Source organism: Bradyrhizobium sp. (assembly GCF_035652035.1).
Classification (GTDB): Bacteria; Pseudomonadota; Alphaproteobacteria; order Rhizobiales; family Xanthobacteraceae; genus Bradyrhizobium.
The window spans coordinates 42,110-48,340 of sequence record NZ_DASREO010000040.1 but is presented as its reverse complement, the minus strand read 5'-3'; the positions used below and the strand labels follow the sequence as shown (position 1 = coordinate 48,340).

Below are 6,231 nucleotides of genomic sequence, written 5' to 3'. Positions count from 1 at the left end.
GTTCTACTGCACCCAGCGGGGCTTGAGCCAAGAGGAGGCCGTCGGCCTCGTCGTCAACGGCTTTGTCAAGGACGTGCTGCAGCAGCTGCCGATGGAGTTCGCCGTCGAAGCGCAGAAGCTCATCTCGATCTCGCTCGAGGGCAGCGTGGGCTGATGATCATCAATCGAGTGAGGCAAGGAGATTTGTGATGGCGGCTCTGCTGGAAATCCGGGATCTTCAGGCCGAGATCGACGGCCGGCAAATCCTCAATGGGCTGACGCTGACTGTCAATCCCGGCGAGATCCATGCGATCATGGGGCCGAACGGCGCCGGCAAGTCGACGCTGTCCTATGTGCTCGCGGGCAGGCCGGGTTATGAGATCACGGGCGGCCAGGTTCTGTTCCGCGGCGAGAACCTGCTCGCGATGGAGCCGGATGAGCGCGCCGCCAGGGGGGTGTTTCTGGCCTTCCAATATCCGCTCGAAATTCCTGGTGTGGCAACGCTCACGTTCCTGCGCACAGCGCTCAACGCCCAGCGTAAGAAGCGTGGCGAGGTGGAGATATCTTCGCCCGACGTCTTGAAGCGTGTGCGCGAGCTTGCGAAGGAGCTCAGCATCGACGCCGAAATGCTGCGGCGTCCGCTCAATGTCGGCTTCTCCGGCGGCGAGAAGAAGCGCAACGAGACGCTGCAGATGGCGCTGTTGGAGCCAAAGCTCTGCGTGCTCGACGAGACCGATTCGGGCCTCGATATCGATGCGCTAAAGGTTGTCGCGACCGGCGTCAATCAGCTGCGCTCGCCGGAGCGCGGCATGATCGTGATCACCCATTACCAGCGGCTGTTGGACTACATCGTGCCTGACGTGGTCCATGTGCTCTCCGCAGGCCGCATCGTGCGCACCGGCGGCAAGGAGCTGGCGCTGGAGCTGGAGGCGACGGGTTACGCACAATATCAGGGAGAGGCGGCCTGACGGTCATGAACGCCACGCTTCGCCCCATCAAGACCAAGGCCGAATTGGGATTGGCCGAACAGTTCGCCGCCGCCGGACCAACGCTGCCTGGGGGACCTGCGATTTCGAAATTGCGCACGGTTGCCTTCGACAGGTTCGCTGCGGCAGGGCTACCGCATTCGCGCGTCGAGGCGTGGAAATACACCGATCTGCGCCGTCTGATGGCGGATGCCAAGCCGCTCGCTTGTGCGCCCGATGCGGCGGCGAGGGCGGGTGCGGCTGGCACGGGCTCATTGTTTACGGGTCTCGGCTTTCGACGGCTTGTCATCGTCGATGGATCGTTCATTCCCGAATTGTCCGACCTCGCCGATGTGGAGTCCGGGCTGACCATTCAGACCATGGCGAGTGCATTCGCCAGAGACGACTTCGTCCAGGCACAGCGGCTGAGTCCCGCGGCCGACGGTGGCGTTGCGGTTTCGCTGAACGCCGCGCTCGCTGCGGATGGCGTCGCGATCGAGATCGCGCCCGGAACGAAGGTCGAGCGCCCCATCCATCTGGCTTTTGTCACCACAACGGAATCTGCGGCTTTCGTCAAATCGCTGGTCGTGATCGGCGACAGTGCCCGCGCGACTCTGGTGGAGAGCCATGAGGGGCCTGATGGCTGCGGCTATCAGGTCAATAGCCTCCTCGAGCTGCTGGTCGGTGACCGCAGCGTGGTCGAGCATATCAAGGTGATCCAGGAAGGCGACGCGGCGCTTCACGTCGGCACCTTGTTGGCGACCGTTGGTGCCCAGGCGGTTGTCCGCAAATTTGGCCTTGTCACGGGCGGCGCTGTCGTCCGTAACGAGCTGACATTGCGGCTTGCCGGCGAGGGCGCGACGGTTGCGGCCCATGGGGCGAGCCTGTTGGCCGGCCGGCAGCATGCCGATACGACGCTTTTGGTCGATCACCAGGCGCCTCACGGCGAGAGCCGGGAGATCTTCAAAGCCGTCATCGATGACGAGGCGCGCGCCGTGTTCCAGGGCAAGATCACAGTGCAGCCCGGCGCCCAGAAGACCGACGGAAAGATGATGGCGCGCGGGCTGTTGTTGTCTGATACGGCCGAATTCGACTGCAAGCCCGAGCTCGAGATCTTTGCCGATGATGTCCAGTGCGGCCACGGTTCCACCACCGGCGCCCTCGACGGCGAGCTCAAATTCTATCTGCAGGCGCGCGGCATTCCGGAAAAGCAGGCCGAGGCGCTCCTGATCCATGCGTTTGTCGGCGAGGTGTTCGAAACCGTTGCACATGACGGCAGTCGCGACGCGCTGCTTGCTGCCATGACGGCTTGGCTCGACGGACGAGGGTAGGGGTATGCATCCGGCGGTCGTTAACGGCGGCTACGACGTCCATCGTGTCCGGGAAGATTTTCCGATCCTGTCGATGCGGGTGCACGGCAAGCCGCTGGTCTATCTCGACAGTGGTGCCTCGGCGCAGAAGCCGAAGGCGGTGCTCGAGCGCATGATGCAGGCCTATACGTCCGAATACGCCAACGTGCATCGCGGGCTGCATTACCTCGCCAATGCCGCGACCGAGGCCTATGAAGGCGCGCGCGCCAAGCTCGCGGGCTTTCTGAACGCCGCACGCAGCGAGGAGATCGTCTTCACCCGCAGCGCGACGGAAGCGATCAATCTGGTGGCCCAGACATTCTGGCGGGCGCGCATCCAGCCCGGCGACGAGATCGTGCTGTCGATCATGGAGCACCACGCCAACATCGTCCCCTGGCATTTCCTGAGGGAGCGCCATGGTGCCGTGATCAAATGGGCGCCGGTGGACGACAACGGCAATTTCCTGCTCGATGAGTTCGAGCGGCTGCTGACCGATCGCACCAGGACGGTTGCGATCACGCAGATGTCGAACGTCCTCGGCACCATAGTGCCGGTCAAGGACGTGGTGCGGATGGCGCATGCGCGTGGCATCCCGGTCCTGGTCGATGGCTCTCAGGCCTGTGTCCATCTCGACGCCGATGTCCGCGACATCGACTGCGATTTCTATGTGGTGACCGGCCACAAGCTCTACGGCCCGACCGGTATTGGCGTGCTTTATGGGAAATACGAGCATCTTGCTGCAATGGCGCCGTTCAACGGCGGCGGCGAGATGATCCGCGAGGTTTCGTGCGAGACCGTCACCTATGGCGAGCCGCCTCACCGGTTCGAGGCCGGTACGCCGCCAATCGTCCAGGCGATCGGACTCGGTGCCGCCATCGACTATGTCAATTCGATCGGCAAGGGGCGGATCCGCAAGCATGAGAGCGCGCTGCTGGCCTATGCCCACGACCGGCTGCGCGGCATCAATTCGCTGCGGATCATTGGTACGGCCGAGGAGAAGGGCGCAATCATCTCCTTCGACATGAAGGCCGCGCATGCGCACGACTTTGCGACCGTCATCGACCGGTCCGGCATTGCCGTTCGTGCCGGCACCCATTGCGCCATGCCGCTGCTGCAGCGCTTTGGCGTGCCGGCGACCTGCCGGGCGTCCTTTGCTCTCTACAACACCCATCAAGAGGTCGACGCGCTCGCGGAAGCGCTGGTGAAGGCACAGGAGCTGTTTTCATGAGCCGACAAGCAAGCGTAAGAACGACGACGCGCATTGCCCATGACGTTCGGTTGCGCAAGGCGGCCGGCCGCCCCGAGCCGCATGCCGGCCGCGAGTTTCGCGCCGGCGAATGGGTCCGGTCGGTGACGCTGATCAGGAACGACGGGGTGTATCCGCACAAGGATATCGGCGAGCCGCTGGTCTATCCCGGCGATACCGGCACCGTCCAGCAAAGCTGGCGCTTCCTGGGCGATGTCTACTACACCGTCGAGTTCATGGCGCGCGCCGTCTTTGTCATCATGCGTGGCCGCGAGATGGAGAGTGCCGCCGAGCGTGTCGACCTGAGCGCGTGACAAAGGCGCATCGGGCAAGGGGCGAGTCCGTCGGATCGGCTATTGCGTCAACGCCGCCTCCGCATCTGCGCGCATACGTGCGACCATGGAGCGGAAGCCGTTGGAGCGCTGCGGTGTGAGGTGCTCGCGCAGGCCGAGCGCCTCGAATATGGCAACAGGATCGGCGGCAACGATTTCGCTTGCCGGCCGGTCCGACAGCATTGCGATCAGGATGGCGACCAGGCCGCGAACGATGTGCGCGTCGCTGTCGCCGATAAACGTCAGAACCGTCTGCCCGCCGCGCCGCTCCACTGACGTCGCGAGCCAGACCTGGCTGACACAGCCGGGCACCTTGTTGGCATCCTTGCGCGCGCTGTCGGGAAATGTGCCGAGGCCCCTCCCGAGCTCGATCACATAACGATAGCGCTCGTCCCATTCCTCGAGCAACGAAAAGTTCTCGATGATGTCGGCCATCGATGGCGCGATCGCGACGAACTGGTCCATCGGTTTACCTCTGCCGGCGATGAGCCCGGTAGGCTCGTTGACATGGATCAATTCAAGCAAGCTTCGTACCGGATGCGAAAGCTGCGCTGGCAGCCTGAATTCGTGCCGCGTCATTCGGCGGCGGGGCAGACATTGTTTTATTTCGAACAGGAACGGGGGCGGACGACGCGTGTCACATTGTGATGTCGGCTTTGCAACATCGCCGTATTGCGTGGCTATCTATTTCAAAAGACGCCGATTTTTGCGCCTGATCGGCGCTGGCATGGTCGTTGCAAAACTCTTACGCGAAAGGCGCGGGTGCTGATCTCTGCTGTCGCGAAGACGCGAACGCAAGCCACTGCTCCGCGGGAGACGAACGAGGCAACAGGAAGATCGAGGACAACAGCAATGAGTCTCGCCACGACGCAGAGTGTCGCTGAAATCAAGGCCCGCAACAAGGAGCTCATCGCGGAGGTCCTGAAGGTCTATCCGGAGAAGACCGCCAAGAAGCGCGCCAAGCACCTCAACGTGCACGAATCCGGCAAGTCGGATTGCGGCGTCAAGTCCAACCTCAAATCCATCCCCGGCGTGATGACCATCCGCGGCTGCGCCTATGCGGGCTCGAAAGGCGTGGTCTGGGGGCCGATCAAGGACATGATCCATATCAGCCATGGCCCGGTCGGTTGCGGTCAGTACTCATGGGCGGCGCGTCGCAACTACTACATCGGCACGACCGGCATCGACACCTTCGTGACCATGCAGTTCACCTCCGATTTCCAGGAAAAGGACATCGTGTTCGGCGGCGACAAGAAGCTCGCCAAGATCATCGACGAGATCCAGGAGCTGTTTCCGCTCAACAACGGCATCACCATCCAGTCGGAATGCCCGATCGGCCTGATCGGCGACGACATCGAGGCGGTGTCGAAGGTGAAGTCGAAGGAATATGACGGCAAGACCATCGTGCCCGTCCGCTGCGAGGGCTTCCGCGGCGTGTCGCAATCGCTCGGGCACCACATCGCCAACGACGCGGTGCGGGACTGGGTGTTCGACAAGGTCAAGCCGGACGCCAAGCCGAGCTTCGAGCCGACCCCTTACGATATCGCGATCATCGGCGACTACAACATCGGCGGCGACGCCTGGTCGTCACGCATCCTGCTCGAAGAAATGGGCCTGCGCGTGATCGCACAATGGTCCGGCGACGGCTCGCTTGCCGAGCTCGAGGCGACACCGAAGGCCAAGCTCAACGTCCTGCACTGCTACCGCTCGATGAACTACATCTCCCGCCACATGGAAGAGAAGTTCGGTATTCCCTGGTGCGAGTACAACTTCTTCGGTCCCTCCAAGATCGCGGAATCGCTGCGCAAGATCGCCGGCTATTTCGACGACAAGATCAAGGAAGGTGCCGAGCGGGTGATCGCGAAATATCAGCCGCTGATGGATGCGGTGATCGCCAAGTACCGGCCGCGGCTGGAGGGCAAGACCGTGATGCTGTTCGTCGGCGGCTTGCGCCCACGGCACGTCATCGGGGCCTATGAGGACCTCGGCATGGAGGTGGTCGGCACCGGCTACGAGTTCGGCCACAATGACGACTATCAGCGCACTGCCCAGCATTATGTCAAGGACGGCACGCTGATCTACGATGACGTCACCGGCTACGAGTTCGAGCGCTTTGTCGAGAAGATCCAGCCGGACCTGGTCGGCTCCGGCATCAAGGAAAAGTACGTCTTCCAGAAGATGGGTGTGCCGTTCCGCCAGATGCACTCCTGGGACTATTCGGGTCCGTATCACGGCTATGACGGGTTTGCGATTTTCGCTCGCGACATGGACATGGCGATCAATTCGCCGATCTGGAAGAAGACCAAGGCGCCCTGGAAGAACGTTCCGAAGCAGACGCTGCTGGCTGCCGAATAGCCGGA

General features: G+C 62.5%; 6 protein-coding genes and 1 pseudogene. 6 read left to right on the top strand and 1 reads right to left on the bottom strand.

The genetic code is table 11. The features are described from left to right. The 5 genes and pseudogenes from VFB05_RS12955 to VFB05_RS12935 all read left to right on the top strand — a co-directional run. Positions 1–154, top strand: a pseudogene (locus tag VFB05_RS12955) (Fe-S cluster assembly protein SufB); the annotation flags it as partial. 34 nt (positions 155–188) lie between these two features. Further along, positions 189–947, top strand: a complete 759-nt coding sequence (sufC, locus tag VFB05_RS12950; protein WP_325012919.1) for a Fe-S cluster assembly ATPase SufC — start codon at positions 189–191, stop codon at positions 945–947. 5 nt (positions 948–952) lie between these two features. Beyond that, the gene (gene sufD / locus VFB05_RS12945; RefSeq protein ID WP_325012917.1) at positions 953–2,275 is read left to right on the top strand and encodes a Fe-S cluster assembly protein SufD; all 1,323 of its coding nucleotides are present in this window, start codon (positions 953–955) and stop codon (positions 2,273–2,275) included. A 4-nt stretch (positions 2,276–2,279) separates the two neighbouring features. Beyond that, positions 2,280–3,521, top strand: a complete 1,242-nt coding sequence (locus VFB05_RS12940) for a cysteine desulfurase (protein ID WP_325012914.1) — start codon at positions 2,280–2,282, stop codon at positions 3,519–3,521. After that, positions 3,518–3,853, top strand: a complete 336-nt coding sequence (locus VFB05_RS12935; protein WP_325012912.1) for a nitrogen fixation protein NifZ — start codon at positions 3,518–3,520, stop codon at positions 3,851–3,853. The genes VFB05_RS12940 and VFB05_RS12935 overlap by 4 nt, the downstream gene beginning before the upstream one ends. Positions 3,854–3,892: 39 nt before the next feature. On the opposite strand, the gene VFB05_RS12930 is transcribed toward VFB05_RS12935, so the two are convergent. Beyond that, positions 3,893–4,336: a SufE family protein gene (locus tag VFB05_RS12930; RefSeq protein WP_325012909.1), complete on the bottom strand. Its 444-nt coding sequence runs from the start codon at positions 4,334–4,336 to the stop codon at positions 3,893–3,895. Between the two features lie 387 nt (positions 4,337–4,723). Here VFB05_RS12930 and nifD point away from each other — a divergent pair, with 387 nt between their 5' ends. Then, a complete protein-coding gene (nifD, locus tag VFB05_RS12925) occupies positions 4,724–6,226 on the top strand; it encodes a nitrogenase molybdenum-iron protein alpha chain (protein ID WP_325012906.1) in 1,503 nt (500 codons plus the stop codon). Positions 6,227–6,231: the final 5 nt, after the last annotated feature.

Bases quoted from the DNA above. Each gene is read 5' to 3' on its own strand.
- sufC (WP_325012919.1), top strand. From the start codon at position 189: ATGGCGGCTCTGCTGGAAATCCGGGATCTTCAGGCCGAGATCGACGGC.
- sufD (WP_325012917.1), top strand. From the start codon at position 953: ATGAACGCCACGCTTCGCCCCATCAAGACCAAGGCCGAATTGGGATTG.
- VFB05_RS12940 (WP_325012914.1), top strand. From the start codon at position 2,280: ATGCATCCGGCGGTCGTTAACGGCGGCTACGACGTCCATCGTGTCCGG.
- VFB05_RS12935 (WP_325012912.1), top strand. From the start codon at position 3,518: ATGAGCCGACAAGCAAGCGTAAGAACGACGACGCGCATTGCCCATGAC.
- VFB05_RS12930 (WP_325012909.1), bottom strand. From the start codon at position 4,336: ATGGACCAGTTCGTCGCGATCGCGCCATCGATGGCCGACATCATCGAG.
- nifD (WP_325012906.1), top strand. From the start codon at position 4,724: ATGAGTCTCGCCACGACGCAGAGTGTCGCTGAAATCAAGGCCCGCAAC.